We start from the raw sequence: 16,669 nt of genomic DNA, 5'->3' as shown, positions 1-16,669 counted from the left end.
TTAATCCTTACCTTGATTCTAAAACAAAAAAGCACCACTTAAGTGATGCTTTTTTACAACCAGAAACACTATCTAAATAGTACATCTTCTCGGTTAAACCATTTAACACAAAATGCGAGTAGTGCCCCTGCAATAAGTACGGTTGCTAAAAATATTAGCCCTACAAAGGTGTAATCAACGGTGCCTTTAATGATGTCTTTAATGGCTAATGCAACGTTAGTGACCGGGATAAACGCGGTTTTAGCTGTCAATTCCATATTTGGCATTATTGAAATAATAATAGGGAAAAACACCCCCATACTCAACGGAGCCATATAATTTTGTGCTTCTTTAAACGTTCGCGCATAAATTGAGATAGCTAACGCTAAAGAAGAAAATATGGCAGCCAGTGGAAGTAATAATACAAAAATCATCAGTAAATCAGTTACCGCCAAGGTACTAAAGGCCGTTTTAATAAAATCTAAGTCAGCAAACGCCAATGCCACTGCAACCCAACACCCCATACTCACAACCGTAATAGTGGTTGATGCAATAGAGGTAGTAAGTAATGTAATAAACTTACCAAGTACTAGCTCTGTGCGTGTTATGGGTGTAAGTAACAATGTTTCTAATGTTCCGCGCTCTTTTTCACCTGCCCCCAAGTCAATTGCTGGGTAAGTAGCTCCCATTAAAACCAATGGGATAAGTAAATAAGGTAAATAGGCACCTATTTTTTCGCCTAAGTTTTCACGTTTATCGGCTGTATCTACTTTCACAACTTCAATAGGGTTAAGAATAGATTTATGCGCAGACTCTTCTATCCCAAAGCTTTTTAATTTTTCGGCTTGCAATACGTCGCTGTATTCTTGCGCTAGCTCTTTGACCCGATCAAATAAAAAGTTTATTGATTTAGCGTCGTTAAATACAACTTGCCATTTACTTTGCTCGCCGCTGTCGAGCGTTTTTACAGCATTACTTGGCAAGTAAATACCCATATCTATGTCACCGGCAGTAACACCTGCTTTGAGCTCTTCTATTGTATTAAAGGTTTTACTGCCTTTATAAAGTTCAAAGCTTTTGTGGTAAAACACTTTGTCGGTAAATTCTTGTGCGTATTCGCCGTTAATAATTACGTATGTATTCACTTTTTGATCGGCATCAAGAGCTGCTTGCGTACCAATAAATGCTACAATAGCAAAAATGACTGGAAAAATAAGTACTGGCAATAACACAACAAACATCAGCGTTTTCTTGTCGCGAAGGAGCTCTTTTAATTCCTTTTTATATACTTCAAACATTATGCTTCTCCGTTAATATGTTCATAAACGCTTGGTTTAACTCTTCACTGTTTCCGGCTTGTTTAAACGCTTCAACGGTGCCATCAAAGCAGCTTATGCCTTCGTTAATTACCGCTACGCGGTCACATAACAATGCAACTTCATCTAAATGATGAGTTGAGAAAATCACCGGTGTACCTTGTGCTTTTAAACCTTTGATAAATTCGATCACTGTTTGTGTGGTCATGATGTCTAGACCTGTTGTAGGTTCATCGAGCACAACCACCGCTGGGCGATGAACAACTGCACGGGCTATATTTGCTTTTTGTTTCATACCTGTTGATAAATTTTCAGCACGTTTATCTATAAATTTATGCATATCAAGTAACGTGAAAAGCTCATCACAACGTAAGGCTATATCGCTTTTTTTCATCCCGTGGAGTTTAGCAAAATATTCAATATTTTCTTTTACAGTTAAACGCCCGTATAAACCGGTAGAGCCTGATAAAAAGCCGATAGACTTGCGTCCTAAAAGAGGTTTTTTAACAATGTCGTTGCCAGCAATAGTAATAGAGCCTTCATCGGGCTTTAACGCCGTTGAGATCATTCTTAACGTGGTTGTTTTACCTGCGCCATTAGGGCCTAACAACCCTAATACTTCGCCTTCAGCACAGCGAAAGCTCACGTCTCGGACTGAATGAAAGTAGTCTTTATCTTCACGCGGATCGATATCATCTACTTTATTTTTTTTATGGTCTTTGGTTAGCTTAAAACGTTTTTTAAGCCCGGCAACTTCTATCATGCGCATGTCCTTCGTTTGGGTCTAAAGTAATCCGTATTATTGTAAAATGTGTCGTTTTCATTGTCTTCATGCCAGCCAGGTACACCTAACAATGGTAATGGCGAAAGCTGTGAGTTATCGGCTAAGCAATGATCTACTTTAATCTTCTCATAAAGTACTTGATCAAGGTACTGGTATTGCGTTGCTAAATCTTTACAAAATATTTCATCGGGCACATTTATAAACAATGCTTTTCCTGTAAGCCCAATATAGGGCCGAGTAAGCATTTCGTAATTTGCGTGACCAAACATAAAAGCCTGAATTGACTGCCCCCACTCGTGGCGGTGCTCTACAAATGCTTTTTGCCATTCGTGGGCACGTAGCCAGGTTTGCCACTTACTGTTGCTAATGGCAACTACAACACCACATTCATCAAATAGAGTTAGTGCGTTTCGATGTTTTGTGCGCTTAGTTAAACCATATTCGGCAATGTCTTGAACATGCCGTTGGTTTATAAGTGATTTGGTTTTAGGAAATAAGCACCAAATAAATCCACCAAATAGGTCGTGCCAATTTTCTGTACGAGTGGGGACTTCACCGGTTTCAAAAATAACTTGTTCGTAGTAGCGATCTGCAAAGTCTATTTTGGCGTCGTCAACAAACTGTATGGGTAAATTATTTTCGTTCGTTGCGTTTAAATAAGGAGTAAACCATTTTGGTGAAGGCCATTGAGTTTGCTCGCTAAGTTTAAACAAGCTGTTTATGTGATCGAATGCACCCGTTCTTAGGCAATTGGGTTGCCATTGTTCAGGAGGAGTAAAACGCTTCATTATTATAACTTTCTAACTTGTATAGGCCTTTAATTTTGTAACAGTTTACCGCAAAAACTAGCCCTACTTAATAGAAGTTAATATACTAATTTAATCTTAAAACAATAATCGAGTTAATATGAAACGCAATTTTTCTCTTACACTCCTTGCTGGCGCTGTTTTAGCTGGCTGTGCAACAACAAGCATTACTCCATCAGATGTTACCAATGGCTATAACAGTATTAAAGCCGATGAGTTAGCAAAACACATAAAAGTATTGGCATCTGACGAATTTGGTGGTCGTGCACCTTCATCACCGGGCGAAAAGCTAACATTAGATTATTTAACAAATCAATTTAAAGCATTGGGTTTTGAGCCTGGCAATGGCGATAGCTTTTTACAAGAGGTACCACTTGTATCACTTGAAGCTGATTCAAATATGGTTTTATCAATTGGTGGCAAAGATTACCAATACAAAAAAGACATGGTTATGGGCAGTAGCCGCATTAGTGCAAAGGAAGGCATTGAAAACTCTGAGCTTGTTTTTGTAGGTTACGGCGTTAATGCACCAGAGTATAACTGGAACGACTACGAAGGGATTGACGTAAAAGGTAAGACCGTGGTCATGCTTGTGAACGACCCTGGTTTTGCAACTAAGGATCCGGCTTTATTTACCGGCGATGCCATGACTTATTATGGTCGTTGGACATACAAATATGAAGAGGCAAGTCGCCAAGGTGCTGCAGGCGCTATTATTATTCACGAAACAGCCCCCGCTTCATACCCTTGGTCGGTTGTAGAGAACTCATGGAGTGGTGAGCAATTTGGTTTTCAAAAAGAAAACAACAATATGGATCGTGTTGCTGTTGAAGGCTGGGTAACTACTGATGTAGCTAAAGAGCTTTTCAGTAAAGCTGGTTTAGATTTTGATACTGTTAAACAAAATGCTGCTAATGGTGCTTATAATGTTGATATGGGTGATTTAACCGCCTCTGTTAATGTGAGCAATACAATTAAAACGTCAGTGTCTTATAACTTTATTGCGACATTACCGGGCAGCGAAATGCCAGATGAGCATGTAATATATTCAGCGCATTGGGATCACTTAGGCACAGATACAAGCCGTAAAGGTGACCAAATTTATAACGGTGCTCACGATAATGCAACGGGTACTGCAGGCTTAATAGAAGTTGCAGAGGCATTTACTAAATTACCTAAGCACCCTAGCCGTTCAATGACGTTTTTAGCAGTAACTGCTGAAGAGCAAGGGTTACTTGGCTCTAAGTATTACGCCGCAAATCCTGTTATTGCCGCAAACAAGACGGTTGCTAACATTAATATGGACAGCTTAAATTTATTAGGCAAAGTAAAAGATATGAGTGTGGTAGGCATTGGTAAATCTCAAATGGATGAGTTTTTAGCTAATGCAGCAAAAGATCAAGGCAGAACTTTATCAGGCGATCCTAAACCATCGTCGGGTGGTTATTACCGTTCCGATCATTTTGCGTTTGCTAACATGGGCATACCTGCAATGTACGCTGGTGGTGGTACACAAGCAGCCGATGAAGAAACGGCTAATTATCGTAAACGAATGAGCTTAGTATTACGCGGCTGTTACCACCAGCCTTGTGACCGTTACCGCGATGAGTGGGATTTATCAGGCGCTGTTCAAGACTTACAATTATTTTATAAAGTCGGTTTTGATATTTCTGAGCAACAGCAATGGCCTACTTGGAATGCAAACTCAGAATTTCAACGCAAATAGCCTAAAATTTAACATCGAAAAACTCAAAGTGAGTAATCGGTTTAAATACACCAAATGATATTGATTATCATTTACTAAAATTATACAGTGTTACCCTGTTTATTTAATTGGTAACACTGTATGACCTCAATAGTTCAAATAGGATTAATTACGGCTTCTTCAAAACGCTTTGTTAGCCAAAATAAACGCTTATTACTCCCTCTTTTTTTGTTGGTATGCTTTGCTGTGCCATCACTTCGTGATACTGCAATTACCGCACTAAGCGACGCGTTTTTTCAAGTCAGTGTATTTGTTGCTGCTACGTTACTGATTTATTACTACGCTATTGAGCGTTTACCTCAGTTGGAGCTTAGTTATCTAAGTGCCAAATCACCGGCATTAGAGGTCTTTTTTGCGGCTTTATTAGGTGCCTTACCTGGCTGCGGGGGCGCTATAATAGTGGTTACACAATTTACCAAAGGCCAAGCAAGCTTTGGTGCTATTGTTGCCGTACTAACAGCGACAATGGGCGATGCTGCATTTTTACTTTTAGCTACACGCCCTTCTGAGGGCGCCGTAATAATGGCTATAGGATTAGTTGTTGGAACAATATGTGGTGCTGTTGTTAATACAGTTCATAAACACGACTTTTTACGCCCTTCTTTAACAGAACAAACGCGCCAAGTTAAAATATTGCCTACCCGAATTATCAGAGTCAGTAAGCCTATTTGGATGTTGGCGATTTTTCCAAGTTTAATCATCGCGTTTTTAATCGCATTTAACGTGGACTTTAATCAATTTGGAGAGTACACAAACACTGGTATACATTTTTTTGGTGCGGGCATGGCTCTGTTTATTGTCACGGTATGGGCTTACTCGTCTAAAGGCGAAACATATAAACAAATTACCAGTGAGGAGGATGAGTGTAATCCACCCTCTAAAGTGATTAAAGTGCTCCAAGACACACACTTTGTGACTGCATGGGTAGTGGCATCATTTATGTTATTTGAAATACTCGTAAATGTAGCCGGACTTGATTTAAAAACATGGTTTGCCCATTACGCTTATTTAGCACCGCTGATTGCTGTATTCATTGGTTTTTTACCAGGTTGTGGGCCGCAAATAATTGTCACCACGCTTTATATACAGGGCATCATTCCATTTAGTGCTTTAACAGCCAATGCAATTTCAAACGACGGAGATGCTTTATTTCCTGCAATTGCCATGGCACCTAGAGCGGCTATAATTGCGACTTTGTATACGTCTATTCCTGCATTAGCTGTTGGCTATGGCCTTTACTTTTTAAGCTAAAATTGCCAAGCACAAAAAAGCTCAGCAATTGCTGAGCTTTTTATATTAAGTTATTTTTTATACAGTAGCTGGCTCTGCTGCTAGCTCTTTTGGATTTGGGCCAAAATCATTCTCGCCTTCATGTGAGTCTTGTGCAAGGAACACAATTAAAACAATCCAACCAATAATTGGCACTAACCAAAGTAGCTGCCACCAGCCAGAGCGGCCTGTATCGTGAAGACGGCGTGCACCTGCGCTTAAACCTGGTATTAATAACGCTAAGCTATAAATAGAACCAATAAACATTGTACCTAGTGCGCCATCAATTACATTACAGATAATTGAGAAAATAGTATTAAATAATACAAACATCCAATATGCTTTACGGCGATTACGGCCTGAAAAATCGGCGTAGCTGCGAAGAGCGTTCATGTAATATTCCATAAAAATTCCTTAGTATTAGTTTTTATATTCCCTAATGGGTTTAATTTTATTACTTTTTAGTAACACTTGTATCTTAAATAAAAACAGGCTCTTTTAAAACAAAAAACCAGCAAATTGCTGGTTTTTTATAAGTTTAATTTTTAACTCATTGCCATCATCATTGCCGACGGATTTTCTAAGTACGATTTCCATAGGTTATTAAAGCGAGCAATTGTTCCGCCATCAATAACGCGATGGTCGCCAGACCAACTCACTTGCATTATTGCCTTACTTACAACATGGCCGTTTTTATCAAAGCGTGGTAGGTGTTGCAATTTCCCAAGCGCTACAATGGCAACTTCAGGTTTATTAATAATTGGCGTGGCAATTGTGCCGCCTATTGCACCTATGTTTGAAATGCTAATAGTACCGCCTTTTAAGTCTTCAGGTGGTACTCGCCCTTCGCGAGCAGACTCAGTTAGCCGTGTAAGCTCATTGGCCACATCAACAATATTTTTACTTTGACACGACTTAATATTTGGTACCAGCAAGCCAATTTTAGAATCGACGGCTATACCAATATTATGATCGTCAAAATAAGTAAGCTCAGAGCAATCTTCATTTACTTTAGAGTTAAGAACAGGGAATTCTTTAATCGCAAGCGAAAGGGCTTTAACAAAGAAAGGCATCATAGTGAGTTTAACGCCTTGTGCTTTATACTGCTCCTTCATTGAAGCTCTTAGTGCAATAAGGTCTGTTAAATCTATTTCATCACAAAATGTAAAATGTGGAATGGTTGAAACAGAAGCAACCATTTGTTTTGCCATCGCCGCTTTTATGCCTTTAATTGGCTCGACACGCACGCCAGAGGTCTGTGTTCTACTTTGTGTGTTTACTGCACTGGCATTAAGTGGTGACGTATCAATACTGTTTGGTACTTCAGCTTTGATAAACTCTTCTATATCTTGCTTATAGATACGTCCATTTTTACCACTACCCGGTACTTGTGTTAAATCAACATCAAGCTCACGGGCTTTACGTCTAACAGCCGGTGATGCAACCGCTTTTGTGTTGACCACTTTTGCTGGTTTATTCACTTTTACTGGTGCTGCTTGCTCTGCTGCATTTGTTTGCGCTTTTACTACGGCTTGGTTTACATCTATATTTTGTTTAGATGCAGTTCCAGCAATAGTCATCTGAAACAATGGGCTATGTACTTTAGCTATTTCACCTTTTTGATAATAGAGCTTTTGAACAGTACCTGTGTATTTTGCTGGTATTTGCACAAGGGCTTTATCAGTCATTACATCACAAACAGCCTGATCTTCTTCAATTTCATCGCCTTCGGCGACTAACCAGTCGACTATTTCACATTCGACAATCCCTTCGCCAATATCTGGTAAAATAAAATCTTCTAATTGTTCAGTTTCACCATTGTTGCTTTGTGGTGCATTACTGGGCTGTTGTTTTTCAACACTGACCTCTTCGCCAGCTACATTCATTGCAAACAAGGGGGCATGTACTTTGGCAATTTCGCCTTTTTGATGGTAGAGCTTTGTAATTACTCCATCGTGCACAGCAGGTATTTGTACCAGTGCTTTATCAGTCATTACATCGCAAATAGGTTGATCTTCACACACGCTATCACCCTCTTGTACCAGCCATTCAACCACTTCACACTCAACAATGCCTTCACCAATATCGGGTAATATAAAATCTTTAGCCATGGTATCCCCTAAAAATCCATTGATTGTTTAATTGCGGCTAACACTTTGAGCGCATCAGGCACATACTCTTTCTCTAGTGCCAGTGGGTATGGTGTATCTAAACCACACACACGTAGAATAGGCGACTCTAAATGAAGGAAGCATGCTTGTTGAATTGAAGCTGCAATCTCTGCGCCAAACCCATTTGTAATAGGTGCCTCATGGCTTATTACCAAACGACCTGTCTTAGTCACTGATTTAGCAATCGTATCTATATCCCACGGCAAAATACTACGTAAATCTATAACCTCACAACGTATGCCTTGCTCGCTTGCTTGTTTTGCAGCGTCTTCAATAATTTCCATTTGAGCACCCCAAGCAAGGACTGTAATGTCAGTGCCTTCTTGCACAACTTCAGCTTTACCTAACTCTATTGAATAATCTTCTTCAGGTACTTCACCCGTCGATGCACGGTACAAACGTTTGGGCTCAAAAAATATAACCGGATTGTCATCTTTAATACTTGCACGCAGTAAACCTTTAGCTTGATATGGGTTACGTGGCACCACTATTTTTAAACCTGGCGTATGCGCAAAGTAAGCTTCTGGTGATTGCGAATGATACAAACCACCTGCAATACCACCACCATATGGGGTGCGTATAGTTAAGTTACCAACATTAAACTCGTTTCCGCTTCTATATCTAAACTTAGCCGACTCGTTTACTATTTGGTCAAATGCTGGAAAGATATAATCTGCAAATTGAATTTCTGCTAGTGCTGGTGCACCAAAAGCCGCTAAACCATTGGCAAAACCCAATATACCTTGCTCTGTTAGAGGCGTGTTGAATACACGGTGTTTACCGTATTTTTCTTGCAAACCTGAGGTTGCTCTAAATACACCGCCAAAATACCCGACATCCTCGCCAAATATGCACGCTTGCGGGTGTTCATTCATGGTTATATCAAGAGCAGAATTAATTGCATGTAGCATGTTCATTTTAGCCATTACTTAATTCTCCCTGCAGTAACTGGGTAAGCATCTGGGTGCTTTTGTATATGTTCTTTTAGTTCATTATATTGACGAACAAGTGATGGGATAGGTGTGTCGTAAACATCTGACACCAATTCCTCTAAAGCAGGCTTTTGTACTACTTCTGCACGCTTTAGGGCGGCTAAAATATCTTCACGTATAGACTCTTTCGCTTTTAAATCGTCTTCTTCGTTAAGCCACTCTTGTTTTACTAGCCACTTTCTAAATTTTTCTATTGGGCAGGTTTTATAATTCGCTTCTTCGTCTTTTGAACGATAGCCACTTGGATCATCTGACGTAGAGTGCGCACCTAAACGATAAGCTATTGATTCAATTAAAACAGGTTCGCCTTGTGTAGAGGCAATTTCACGGGCTTTTTGCGTTGCTGCAAACACAGCTAGTGCGTCTGTACCATCTACCCTAATTGTTTTTATGCCATAACCCACGCCACGCGAAGCAATACCATCACCTTTAAATTGCTCATCTGCTGGGGTCGAAATAGCATAACCGTTGTTACGTGCAAAAAATATCACGGGTGCTTTATGCACTGCAGCCATGTTTAATCCGGCATGAAAGTCACCTTCAGATGCAGCGCCTTCGCCAAAGTAACAAATAGTCACGTTGTCAATGGTGCTTGCAAGTTCGCCTGTTTTTGCATCTATATGCTTTACTTTTTGTCCATATGCATACCCTGTCGCTTGTGGTATTTGTGTGCCAAGTGGAGAAGAAATTGTCATATAATTTAATTCGTTAGAACCATAATGAATTGGCATTTGACGACCTTTGCCTAAATCTAATTCATTTGAAAACATTTGGTTCATAAATTGGTCTAGCGTAAAACCGCGGTAATGAAGTGCAGCTTGCTCACGGTATTGCGCCATTATCATGTCTTCTTGATCAAGCGCAGCAGCAGATGCCGTAACGGCAGCTTCTTCGCCTAAGCATTGCATATAAAAGCTTACACGCCCTTGACGTTGAGCACCTTGCATACGCTCATCTAATAAACGTATAAAACGCATAGTTTCATAAAGTTTAATTGCGGTATGTTTTGAAATAGCGGGTGCTGTCGCACTTGGGTGAATGTCGCCATCCTCAGTTAAAATACTAAGGGTTGGAATATTAAGCGCATTGCCGTCAATAAATTCAAGCGCATGGTTAATATTCAGCGATACGTTATTTGGATTACTCATAACCTACCTTCTGTTGTTGTCAGTAACATAGTGCCCCTATTACATTATTATTATGGGTGATTATTGCTGAATAAACTTTGCAATATCTGCACTATATTTAATTAAAGCTGCCAACACTTTACGTTAACGTAAAGTGTTATTCAACAAATCTGTGACGAAACAAAAGTAAATATTGGTTAAATAAGTGGCAAGTTAACAATACAGCTACTTAAATTTTTAGTAATCAGTGAGTTAACTTGCGGCTTAAAGAGGTCTAATGAGTTTAATTATACAAAGTTACTGTCTATTTCCATTGGAACAACTGTTAATAATGCACGTTGTCCTAATGCTACTTTTGCATTTGGGAATATAATAGCCTCGCCTTCAACGTCTGCATAATAGAGAGTATCACCGTCTGTTGCGAGGAGTTCTCCTTTGGCAAAACCAGTAAAGTTCTCTGCATCATCAGAAAAAGGGAAACTAAAATCATCTTGAGTGCGATTAATTGTACGGTGAACAGCGAACAGCTCAAAGTCTTTTGCATTAAATTGCGGATATTCAACTTCACTTTGACTAATTAATGCAATTAACGTTTTTTTGGTTTTTTCAAAACGAGTCATGTCGTTTTGCCCAAATGGTTTTACTTGCCCAAGCTCAACTGTGAACGAATCTGCACCATGTACAAACGATGAATAATAACTAAATGTGGTTGCTGGCGACTTCATCATTAAAACGGTATTTACACCACAGCTTAATAAAAACTGTAGCTGTGATTTTTTCCATGGTTTACCATGCAAAAATGGATACACGGCAAACTTTTCATTTTTAGACCCGCGTATAGCCGTATGCAAATCGTAATGACTACGCTCACTGCCCTTTTCGCCTCTAGCAAAAAAGTCACTTACATAACCTTCAAGTTTTGCCGCTCGAACACGTTCGTCGTTCATTTCAATACCATCAACTGTGTGGTGGCCATTAAATAAACGGTTAAGGTTTTCTTCTACAAAACGCAAACCAATATTAATAGATTTAGGGTTACCGTATATAAAAAGCACTCTTTGTTTAAGCTCAAGCTTTTGCAAAATAATTTGTTTTATTAGCTCATCACAAATTTCAATAGGCGCTGTTTCGTTACCGTGTACGGCACTTGATAACACAATATCTTTTGATGTAGTGAGCGCAGGCTGAAACTCAATAACGCCCGTATCGTGAACATTAACTTGGGTACCATTGTTAAGCGTAAAGTGGCTAGGCGCTAAATGCCATTCGTTATTTCGGCTAATGGTTAGAAAATCACCGGTTGATTGTAATAAATTTAAATAATCGGGTGTGGCTGACATAATAAAAGCCCTTTATAGTGTGAGAGACAAAAAAACGGCTGAATAATTCAGCCGTTTTTACATAGTTTAATCGGTATCAGCTAATTACTGAGTCAACTAACTTTTTAGCTTCTTTTTCTAAAAGGGCTAAATGTGCTTCGCCTTTAAACGATTCTAGGTATATTTTATAAATATCTTCAGTACCCGATGGGCGAGCAGCAAACCAGCCGTTTTCTGTAACAACTTTTAAGCCGCCAATCGCTGCGTTGTTACCAGGAGCATGAGTTAGCTTTTGTAAAATAGGCTCGCCAGCTAATGTATCGGCTTTTACATCGTCTGCACTTAATGCTTTTAAGCGCGATTTTTGGGCGCTGCTTGCTGGTGCATCTAAACGCTTATAAAGTGGGGAACCAAACTCTTGCTCTAACTCTTTATAAAGCGCTGATGGTGTTTTACCGGTTACTGCAAGTATTTCAGCTGCAAGTAGCCCCATGATAAATCCGTCTTTGTCGGTACACCATACGCTGCCATCAAAACGTAAAAACGCAGCGCCTGCACTTTCTTCGCCACCAAAAGCAAGATTTCCTTTGTTAAGGCCTTCAACAAACCATTTAAAGCCTACTGGCACCTCTTTTACTTTACGCGCATTACGCGCAACGACACGATCAATCATCGAGCTCGAAACGAGTGTTTTACCTATTTCTACACTGCTATCCCACTCGCGGTGTTTTAATAAGTAATCAATAGCGACAGCTAAGAAGTGATTAGGGTTCATTAAACCATCTGGAGTAACAATGCCGTGGCGGTCGTAATCAGGGTCGTTGCCAATCGCTATATCAAAATCATCTTTCAATTTAATTAAGTTAGCCATTGAGTAAGGTGATGAGCAATCCATACGGATTTTGCCATCTTTATCAAGTGGCATAAATGCAAAACGCGGATCGACACTGTCGTTTACTACGGTTAAATCTAAATTGTATTTTTGTGCAATTACAGGCCAAAAATTAATACCCGAACCACCTAGTGGGTCAATGCCCACTTTAATTCCTGCATCACTAATCGCTTTAAGATTAACGATATTTTCTAAATCGTTAATATACGGCGTCATTAAATCTTCGTAGCGAATAAAACCTGAACGAGAAGCTTTAGCAAATGGAAATAATTCAACCTCAACTAAATCTTCAAGTAATAATTTGTTAGCCCTGTCTTCAATCCAGTTTGTTACGTCTGTATCAGCAGGCCCGCCGTTAGGTGGGTTATATTTAAAGCCACCATCTTCAGGAGGATTATGCGAAGGCGTAACAACAATACCATCAGCCAATTCATTTGGATTAAGTTTGTTATGGCAAACTATCGCGTGGCTAATAACAGGAGTGGGTGTAAAGTCGCCGTCTTGCTGAGTAATTACCTGTACTTCGTTAGCCACAAGCACTTCTATTGCAGAGTTGAACGCAGCTTCACTAAGCGCATGTGTATCTTTACCTAAAAATAACGGTCCAAAAATATCGTTTTGCTTACGGTAATCACAAATTGCTTGGGTAATTGCTAAAATATGGGATTCATTAAATTTCACATCATATGAGCAACCGCGGTGTCCAGATGTACCAAAGGCAACACAATGCTCTGGGTTTTGCTCTAAATCTGGCTCATTTAAATAGTAGGCCGAAACTAATTTAGGAACATTAACAAGTGCCGATTGTGGTGCAGTTTTGCCTGCGCCTGAGTGAATAGCCATTATATTTCCTTACAGGTAATCGCGAATTTTTTCAGCTTGCTCTGCACTGTATCCTAGGCAAAGCGCAACTTCGTGAAGCATCATCTTTTTGCGTGTTGTATTAGAGTTAGTCATAACCCAATATTCACTGTCGGTGATATTTTTTGGATTCATGCTACTTCCACTATTTACTAAATCTTCTTTACTTGTTGCAAAGTAAACACGGTCGCGGCCTTTAATATCAAGCACAGCCGAAAAATCAGATTTATGAGTGCGATAAAATGCACTTAAAATAAACAAAAAACGACCCACAACGCCTTTCTGCATTGCCAGTTCTTCTTTATTTAGTACATTAAAAACGTTAGCATTTTTTTGCTTCACTGGTGTGACAGTTTTGGGGGTCTCAGTGTCCGCTTGTTGAAGCTCTGGCTCAACAGATACTGAAGATGCCGCAGATGCAGTGGTTAATTGTTGATTTTTTATTATTTCTACGTCGGCGGTTAATTGTTTTTCGCCGCTCATATTTAATAAACGACGCAAAATTGTGGATGCACTTTCACCAATACTTTGCGTGTTGCTGGCAATGTATTGATATAACTCGTCGTCTATGTCGATTTGTTTCATGGTCTTCCTGTCATTACGGGTCACATTTTTTTCTCACGCCTGATTATACCCAATCCAATAATAAATGCGAGTTACAACAAGCACTCCCAATCATTTCAAGCATACATACCCGATTAAGCCTGTTTTACTAGATCGATAGGTTAAGTTTTAGCAGATCTATCTGATAAATTGGTTTAAAAGGCACTATTTTTTGCTTTTTTATGTATAGCTCGGCAAACTAAGTCAATATTTGTAGGAGCAATGTATGAAGCTAAATTATAAGCAACTTGGGCAAGGTCCAAATGTTATTTTAATACATGGACTTTTTGGTTCTTTAGAAAACCTCAACGTAATTGCTAAGCCTTTAAGTGAAAACTTTATAGTCACTAATGTAGATTTGCGTAATCATGGCCTATCACCTCACAGTGACGAGATGAATTACCCTGCTATGGCAAAAGACATTGTGGAGTTACTACAACACTTAAATATAGACAAAGCACATATAATTGGCCATTCGATGGGGGGTAAAGTGGCAATGGAACTTGCATTAACTCAACCGCAATTGATTGAAAAATTAGTTGTACTGGATATTGCACCCGTTACCTACCCGCCACGACATACTGAGATATTGAAGGCACTTAACGCAGTTGCCTCTGAAAATATTGAAGACAGAAAGCATGCAGATGTAATAATGCAGCCTTTTATAGATGAGCTAGGAGTTCGTCAGTTTTTACTAAAAAGCTTAGCTAAAAATACAGCCGGAAACTTGACGTGGCGATTTAACTTACCTGTTATTGATAAAAAATATTCAGAAATACTCTCAAACGTTAATGAAAACAATTCTTGTTTATGTAATACTCTTTTCATTAAAGGAAATGACTCTGACTATATTTTACCCGAGCACCGTACAGCAATTACTACCCGTTTTAAAAACACCAATGCAAAAATCATTCATGGTGCCGGGCATTGGTTGCATGCCCAAAAGCCAATTGCAGTTAATAAAGCAATTAGTGATTTTTTGATTCAAAATTAAAGTTATTTTAATCGCTTGTTTTTAGATGTACGTACTAAATAAATGAATATTTTTATGCTATAGTACGCGCCGTTTAATTTAAAGGTTATACGTTGATGGTCAGTCAGTTAATTAACGAATTTGATACCCTAGGGTTGTACTTTGGCTTAGCCGGTATTTTGATATTCATCGGCTTGGCGATTAAAGACGTACTTAAAAGTGGTAATGTACCGAAGTTTGGTCGCTATATAGTATGGACCGTACTCTTTTTAGGCTGTTCAGGCTTTATTGCAAAAGGACTTATTCAAGTATTTTGGCAAGGCGCAGGTGTAGGTTAGGCATGGCGAAGTCAGAAACAGATAGAACAACGCTTGATTTATTTGAATACGAAAAACGACCAGGCAGACCCAAAACAAACCCCCTTTCTCGGGATATGCAGTTAAAGGTTAATAAACGTAATCAAATAAAAAGAGATAAAGCACGTGGTTTAAAACGTGTTGAATTTAAAGTTTCATCGCAGTTATATCAAGCATTAAGTGATATGGCAGATGCACAAAACATTAGCCGCAGTGCGCTGATTGAAACGATTTTACAAGAAAGATTGGCTATTGATACATAAAAGGTTGTAAATCCATGGCAAGTGTAGGCATTTTTTTCGGAAGTGACACAGGTAACACAGAACACGTAGCAAAAATGATCCAAAAAGAATTGGGTAAAAAGCTGGTGGCTGTTCATGACATAGCAAAAAGCTCTAAAGAAGAGATTGCAGAATTTGATTTAATCTTATTTGGTATTCCAACTTGGTACTACGGCGAAGCACAATGTGACTGGGATGACTTTTTCCCTGAACTTGAAGAAGTAGACTTTGAAGGCAAACTTGTTGCTATTTTTGGTTGTGGTGATCAAGAAGATTATGCTGAGTACTTTTTAGATGCTATGGGCATGATCAACGATATTGTTACTGAGCGTGGCGCTATTGTTGTAGGACATTGGTCTACAGAAGGCTACGATTTTGAGGCTTCAAAAGGCATGGCCGATGACAAGCATTTTGTTGGTTTAGGGATTGATGAAGACCGTCAACCAGAGCTTACTGAGCAGCGCGTTAAGGCTTGGTCAGCACAGGTATTCGATGAAATGTGTTTAAGCGAACTCGCAGACTAATTCACACAACATATCGCTAACTGTTTAAATAGTTATCAAACAGTTAGCGTTTTCTTTATTTGCTGCAATATAAATCAATTCTTCTTTGCACTTAAGGCTTAGGCACGTTATCCTATTTGTTGCTTATGTGTCGTGAGCATCTTTGCAAGATGTCTAGTATAACCAAATAAAATTGAGACAGATTTAATGACTGATCATAACTTGGAACTTAAAAAAGCCGGTTTAAAAGTAACTTTACCGCGTATTAAAATTTTAGAGATTTTACAATCTCCAGATAACCAACACATCAGTGCTGAAGATGTTTACAAAATTCTTTTGGATTTAGGTGAAGAAATAGGCCTTGCAACAGTATACCGTGTACTGAACCAATTTGATGATGCAGGCATTGTAAGTCGTCATCATTTTGAAGGTGGAAAATCGGTATTTGAATTATCAGGCAGTACTCACCACGATCATTTAGTTTGTTTAAAGTGTGGCAAAGTTGTTGAGTTTGAAGATGAAATGATTGAACGTCGTCAACTTGAAATTGCTCAAGAAAACGGTATTACATTAACCAACCATTCTTTATACCTTTACGGCGAATGTGATGACAAAGCTGCATGTAAAGCTTTTAGCGACGCAAACAGCTAATATAATTTAGTTATAAAAAAA

General features: G+C 39.1%; 17 protein-coding genes. 7 read left to right on the top strand and 10 right to left on the bottom strand.

Annotated features, from left to right (window positions below; genetic code table 11):
* Positions 1–68 precede the first annotated feature (68 nt).
* Genes AC27I2_RS15075 through AC27I2_RS15065 form a run of 3 tightly spaced genes read right to left on the bottom strand, consistent with a single transcriptional unit; the run spans position 69 to position 2,867 of the window.
* Positions 69–1,277, bottom strand: coding sequence for an ABC transporter permease (locus tag AC27I2_RS15075; RefSeq protein WP_487204738.1), 1,209 nt, complete (start codon positions 1,275–1,277; stop codon positions 69–71).
* On the bottom strand, positions 1,270–2,058 hold the full coding sequence (locus AC27I2_RS15070) for an ABC transporter ATP-binding protein (RefSeq protein ID WP_487204737.1): 789 nt from the start codon (positions 2,056–2,058) through the stop codon (positions 1,270–1,272). Before AC27I2_RS15070 ends, AC27I2_RS15075 begins: the two co-directional genes overlap by 8 nt.
* Positions 2,055–2,867, bottom strand: coding sequence for a DUF3025 domain-containing protein (locus tag AC27I2_RS15065; protein WP_487204736.1), 813 nt, complete (start codon positions 2,865–2,867; stop codon positions 2,055–2,057). Before AC27I2_RS15065 ends, AC27I2_RS15070 begins: the two co-directional genes overlap by 4 nt.
* Before the next feature lie 118 nt (positions 2,868–2,985).
* On the opposite strand from AC27I2_RS15065, the gene AC27I2_RS15060 reads away from it, so the two are divergent.
* Together AC27I2_RS15060 and AC27I2_RS15055 are read left to right on the top strand one after the other, a co-directional pair.
* On the top strand, positions 2,986–4,611 hold the full coding sequence (locus AC27I2_RS15060; protein ID WP_487204735.1) for a M28 family metallopeptidase: 1,626 nt from the start codon (positions 2,986–2,988) through the stop codon (positions 4,609–4,611).
* A 120-nt stretch (positions 4,612–4,731) separates the two neighbouring features.
* The gene (locus AC27I2_RS15055) at positions 4,732–5,901 is read left to right on the top strand and encodes a putative manganese transporter (protein ID WP_487204734.1); all 1,170 of its coding nucleotides are present in this window, start codon (positions 4,732–4,734) and stop codon (positions 5,899–5,901) included.
* A 57-nt stretch (positions 5,902–5,958) separates the two neighbouring features.
* Here AC27I2_RS15055 and AC27I2_RS15050 read toward each other — a convergent pair whose 3' ends face one another.
* The 7 genes from AC27I2_RS15050 to seqA all read right to left on the bottom strand — a co-directional run bounded on the left by AC27I2_RS15050 (position 5,959) and on the right by seqA (position 13,866).
* A complete protein-coding gene (locus AC27I2_RS15050; RefSeq protein WP_333299090.1) occupies positions 5,959–6,324 on the bottom strand; it encodes a DUF805 domain-containing protein in 366 nt (121 codons plus the stop codon).
* A 140-nt stretch (positions 6,325–6,464) separates the two neighbouring features.
* On the bottom strand, positions 6,465–8,030 hold the full coding sequence (locus AC27I2_RS15045; protein ID WP_487204733.1) for a dihydrolipoyllysine-residue acetyltransferase: 1,566 nt from the start codon (positions 8,028–8,030) through the stop codon (positions 6,465–6,467).
* Positions 8,031–8,038: 8 nt separating this feature from the next.
* Positions 8,039–9,016 (bottom strand): alpha-ketoacid dehydrogenase subunit beta, encoded by a 978-nt coding sequence (locus AC27I2_RS15040; RefSeq protein ID WP_219421974.1) that lies wholly within the window; start codon positions 9,014–9,016, stop codon positions 8,039–8,041.
* On the bottom strand, positions 9,016–10,230 hold the full coding sequence (locus tag AC27I2_RS15035; protein ID WP_058553206.1) for a thiamine pyrophosphate-dependent dehydrogenase E1 component subunit alpha: 1,215 nt from the start codon (positions 10,228–10,230) through the stop codon (positions 9,016–9,018). Before AC27I2_RS15035 ends, AC27I2_RS15040 begins: the two co-directional genes overlap by 1 nt.
* Positions 10,231–10,496: 266 nt before the next feature.
* Positions 10,497–11,549 carry a succinylglutamate desuccinylase gene (gene astE, locus AC27I2_RS15030; protein WP_058405573.1) on the bottom strand — a complete coding sequence of 351 codons (1,053 nt, stop codon included), beginning with the start codon at positions 11,547–11,549 and terminating at the stop codon, positions 10,497–10,499.
* A 76-nt stretch (positions 11,550–11,625) separates the two neighbouring features.
* Positions 11,626–13,263 carry a phosphoglucomutase (alpha-D-glucose-1,6-bisphosphate-dependent) gene (gene pgm, locus AC27I2_RS15025; RefSeq protein WP_219421972.1) on the bottom strand — a complete coding sequence of 546 codons (1,638 nt, stop codon included), beginning with the start codon at positions 13,261–13,263 and terminating at the stop codon, positions 11,626–11,628.
* A 9-nt stretch (positions 13,264–13,272) separates the two neighbouring features.
* On the bottom strand, positions 13,273–13,866 hold the full coding sequence (seqA, locus tag AC27I2_RS15020) for a replication initiation negative regulator SeqA (RefSeq protein ID WP_138529166.1): 594 nt from the start codon (positions 13,864–13,866) through the stop codon (positions 13,273–13,275).
* A 244-nt stretch (positions 13,867–14,110) separates the two neighbouring features.
* On the opposite strand from seqA, the gene AC27I2_RS15015 reads away from it, so the two are divergent.
* The 5 genes from AC27I2_RS15015 (at position 14,111) to fur (ending at position 16,648) form a co-directional block, all read left to right on the top strand.
* On the top strand, positions 14,111–14,878 hold the full coding sequence (locus AC27I2_RS15015; protein WP_487204732.1) for an alpha/beta fold hydrolase: 768 nt from the start codon (positions 14,111–14,113) through the stop codon (positions 14,876–14,878).
* 95 nt (positions 14,879–14,973) lie between these two features.
* Positions 14,974–15,195 (top strand): DUF2788 domain-containing protein, encoded by a 222-nt coding sequence (locus tag AC27I2_RS15010; protein WP_006793041.1) that lies wholly within the window; start codon positions 14,974–14,976, stop codon positions 15,193–15,195.
* A 2-nt stretch (positions 15,196–15,197) separates the two neighbouring features.
* On the top strand, positions 15,198–15,476 hold the full coding sequence (ybfE, locus tag AC27I2_RS15005) for a LexA regulated protein (protein ID WP_002962928.1): 279 nt from the start codon (positions 15,198–15,200) through the stop codon (positions 15,474–15,476).
* Between the two features lie 14 nt (positions 15,477–15,490).
* Positions 15,491–16,018: a flavodoxin FldA gene (fldA, locus tag AC27I2_RS15000; RefSeq protein WP_058405570.1), complete on the top strand. Its 528-nt coding sequence runs from the start codon at positions 15,491–15,493 to the stop codon at positions 16,016–16,018.
* 186 nt (positions 16,019–16,204) lie between these two features.
* Positions 16,205–16,648, top strand: a complete 444-nt coding sequence (gene fur / locus AC27I2_RS14995) for a ferric iron uptake transcriptional regulator (protein WP_006794887.1) — start codon at positions 16,205–16,207, stop codon at positions 16,646–16,648.
* Positions 16,649–16,669 lie beyond the last annotated feature (21 nt).

It is taken from the genome of Pseudoalteromonas sp. NH0006-46 (genome assembly GCF_057547735.1).
The sequence above is the reverse complement of the archived record's forward strand: the minus strand, read 5'-3'. Positions and strand labels throughout refer to the sequence as shown.

Bases quoted from the DNA above. Each gene is read 5' to 3' on its own strand.
- AC27I2_RS15040 (WP_219421974.1), bottom strand. From the start codon at position 9,016: ATGGCTAAAATGAACATGCTACATGCAATTAATTCTGCTCTTGATATA.
- AC27I2_RS15010 (WP_006793041.1), top strand. From the start codon at position 14,974: ATGGTCAGTCAGTTAATTAACGAATTTGATACCCTAGGGTTGTACTTT.
- AC27I2_RS15045 (WP_487204733.1), bottom strand. From the start codon at position 8,030: ATGGCTAAAGATTTTATATTACCCGATATTGGTGAAGGCATTGTTGAG.
- fldA (WP_058405570.1), top strand. From the start codon at position 15,491: ATGGCAAGTGTAGGCATTTTTTTCGGAAGTGACACAGGTAACACAGAA.
- AC27I2_RS15065 (WP_487204736.1), bottom strand. From the start codon at position 2,867: ATGAAGCGTTTTACTCCTCCTGAACAATGGCAACCCAATTGCCTAAGA.
- AC27I2_RS15060 (WP_487204735.1), top strand. From the start codon at position 2,986: ATGAAACGCAATTTTTCTCTTACACTCCTTGCTGGCGCTGTTTTAGCT.
- astE (WP_058405573.1), bottom strand. From the start codon at position 11,549: ATGTCAGCCACACCCGATTATTTAAATTTATTACAATCAACCGGTGAT.
- AC27I2_RS15055 (WP_487204734.1), top strand. From the start codon at position 4,732: ATGACCTCAATAGTTCAAATAGGATTAATTACGGCTTCTTCAAAACGC.
- pgm (WP_219421972.1), bottom strand. From the start codon at position 13,263: ATGGCTATTCACTCAGGCGCAGGCAAAACTGCACCACAATCGGCACTT.
- AC27I2_RS15075 (WP_487204738.1), bottom strand. From the start codon at position 1,277: ATGTTTGAAGTATATAAAAAGGAATTAAAAGAGCTCCTTCGCGACAAG.
- AC27I2_RS15015 (WP_487204732.1), top strand. From the start codon at position 14,111: ATGAAGCTAAATTATAAGCAACTTGGGCAAGGTCCAAATGTTATTTTA.
- AC27I2_RS15035 (WP_058553206.1), bottom strand. From the start codon at position 10,230: ATGAGTAATCCAAATAACGTATCGCTGAATATTAACCATGCGCTTGAA.
- AC27I2_RS15050 (WP_333299090.1), bottom strand. From the start codon at position 6,324: ATGGAATATTACATGAACGCTCTTCGCAGCTACGCCGATTTTTCAGGC.
- AC27I2_RS15070 (WP_487204737.1), bottom strand. From the start codon at position 2,058: ATGATAGAAGTTGCCGGGCTTAAAAAACGTTTTAAGCTAACCAAAGAC.
- ybfE (WP_002962928.1), top strand. From the start codon at position 15,198: ATGGCGAAGTCAGAAACAGATAGAACAACGCTTGATTTATTTGAATAC.
- seqA (WP_138529166.1), bottom strand. From the start codon at position 13,866: ATGAAACAAATCGACATAGACGACGAGTTATATCAATACATTGCCAGC.
- fur (WP_006794887.1), top strand. From the start codon at position 16,205: ATGACTGATCATAACTTGGAACTTAAAAAAGCCGGTTTAAAAGTAACT.